The following is a 2,603-nucleotide window of genomic DNA, read 5'->3' as shown; positions in this document are numbered from 1 at the left end:
GAACCTATGGCAATAGTCGCTTTGTCGCCACTGGTCGTGGGGGATTGCCCGAAAATCCTAGCGATCGCCGCAGTGGCGATCGTCCTTGGATCGATATCCGCGACCCCGCATCTCTTCGCAATCCTAATAATCTCGCAACTACAAGCCAGTCCGATAATTCGGCAACGCCCATTGTGGAAGCTACGGGTTGGCGATTAAATGCCAAGGGTGAAGTCGATCTCTATACTACTAATAGCGCGATAAGAGAAGCAACCGTAACAGACTGTGCGGGATTCTTGGCGATCGCACCAAAGCTTTTTAAAGAGGTAATTTCCAATGAATTTTAGTCAAAGACTATGGTGGTGTGGTTCTAGCTTTCTGATCTTGGGAATGCTTTTACCCACAAATGTTAATGCTCAGAGTGTGAAAGCCGATGGCACGCTGTCAACAGCAGTCACTAGTCCCGACAATCTCAACTTTACGATTACCAATGGCAATCAGCCCAGTAATGGAGCAAATCTATTCCATAGTTTTAGCCAATTCTCAGTACCGACAGGAGGTTCAGCAACTTTCAATCTAGTGAATACACCGAATATTACGACGATTTTTAGTCGGGTAACGGGAGGCAATGTTTCCAACATTGATGGCTTAATTCAGACCACAAATAGCCATAATCCCGTAAGTTTGTTTTTGCTCAATCCCAATGGAATTATCTTTGGAGCCAATGCCAGCCTAAATATCGGCGGATCGTTTGTCGGAACGACAGCCAATAGCGTCAAGTTTATTGATGGAACGGAGTTTAGTGCGGTGAGTACTAATAACCCACCATTGTTAACGATTAGTTCGCCAATTGGGTTAAATATGAGAGCCAATGCAGCACCGATAACCATACGGAGCAATCTTCTCACCACAGGAGCGGATCTAATACTGGAAGGTGGAAGCCTAGATTTACAAGGACAATTGATAGCAGGGAGAGATATTACCTTAAAAGCACAGGATACGGTAAAAATCCGAGATACTGTGACAACACCATTCCTCGCTCAAGCAGGAAGGAACCTAACGATTCAGGGGAATCAGAAGATTGATATCCTCGCCTTAAAGAATAGTGGTGGAGCCTTGCGCAGTGGGGGAGATCTGAGCTTGATCAGCAATGGAAATATTTCTGGGGATGCCCATTTCGTCAGTGGGGGAAATGTTTTATTTCAAACGCTAACAGGCAAGCCAGGCAAGTTTGTCAGCCTATTCGACCCAATCGTTTATGCTAATGGGGATGTGGTATTTGGAGACTATACAGGCGTAGCCCTGAAGGTGGAAGCGACGGGGAGCATTGAGGGAGGGAATATTAGCATTACGGCTCCCGATAGCACCATTCCCAGTAGTGACCCAGATTTTATGACTCTAACGACTCAGCCTGCGGCGATTTTACGAGCAGGGGTGACAACTTTACCTACATCCAATTTACCCCAACTAGGATTGGGAATATTACCCACCAATTTTACGACGGGGACAGTGGCGGGATTGCCTGCTGGTAGCATTAGGGTTGCCAGTATTAACACCTCCAATTTTACGGGTGGAGATGGGGGGTCTATCATTCTGAATGCTACTGGGGATATTGTAACGGGAGATTTGTCTTCGTCCACTGCTGGCAATGGTGTGAATGGTGGTAACATCACCATTCTGTCTAATGGCAATATCTCAATTAATGGTAATGCGAACTCGAGCACTTCTTTGACAGGAAATAGTGGGAAGGGGGGCGATATCACGATTGCCACAACTAATGGCAATCTCTCTATTAATGGTGGATACTTATATTCAGTAGCAAATGGCTATGCTACAAATACAATAGCCAATGGAGGTGCAATTAGCCTTTCTGCAACTAACGGTAATCTCTCTATTGGAGATGTATATTCATCAGTATATAGTAATAGCCAAACCCCAGGGAAAGCAGGTGCAATTAGCCTTTCTACAAATAACGGCGATCTCTCTGTTAATGGAGGATTGAACTCTTATTACATTGGTAATGGTAATGGAGGAGATATTACCCTTTCTACGATTAATGGCAACCTTTTGACCCAAGGTTCTATATTCTCTGTTGCCTACTCAAATGATAATAGCGGCAATGGAGGCAATATTAAACTCTCTACGACCAATGGCAATCTTTCTAATCAGGGTAGCTTATTATCCTATTCTCTAGCATTCGGAGGCAATAGTGGCAATGGAGGTAATATCACCCTTTCTACAACCAATGGCAATCTTTCTAACCAGAATGAATTGTTCTCCTTAGCTTATTCAGTACAAGGCAATAGCGGCAATGGCGGCAATATTACATTTTCTGCGAACAATGGTAATCTTTCTAACCAAGGAGAGTTGTACTCCTTGTCTCTGTCTCTAGGGAATATGAATAGTGGCAATGGCGGCAATATTACATTTTCTGCGAATAATGGTAATCTTTCCAACCAGAGGGATCTGTACTCCTCATCCTTTGCAGTGGGAGGTAATAGCGGGTATGGCGGCGACATCAATCTAATTGCCCCCAAAGGGGATATCTTCGGTAATATGAGCAGTCTATATACTTTCTCTGCTGCGCCTAATGGAACATCTAGCAATGGTGGTTCGATCGGATT

General features: G+C 44.4%; 1 protein-coding gene and 1 pseudogene. Both read left to right on the top strand.

The genetic code is table 11. From position 1 onward, the window contains the following. Window positions 1-326 (top strand): annotated as a pseudogene (locus AC805_RS26250) (S-layer family protein); the annotation flags it as partial. Next, a partial coding sequence (locus AC805_RS11210; protein ID WP_055075518.1) for a filamentous hemagglutinin N-terminal domain-containing protein occupies window positions 316-2,603 on the top strand: 2,288 nt, incomplete at its 3' end. The pseudogene AC805_RS26250 and the gene AC805_RS11210, both read left to right, overlap by 11 nt.

Source organism: Pseudanabaena sp. 'Roaring Creek' (assembly GCF_001402795.1).
GTDB lineage: Bacteria > Cyanobacteriota > Cyanobacteriia > Pseudanabaenales > Pseudanabaenaceae > Pseudanabaena.
Note: the sequence above shows the minus strand (reverse complement) of the source record. Positions and strands in the feature narration are given on the sequence as shown.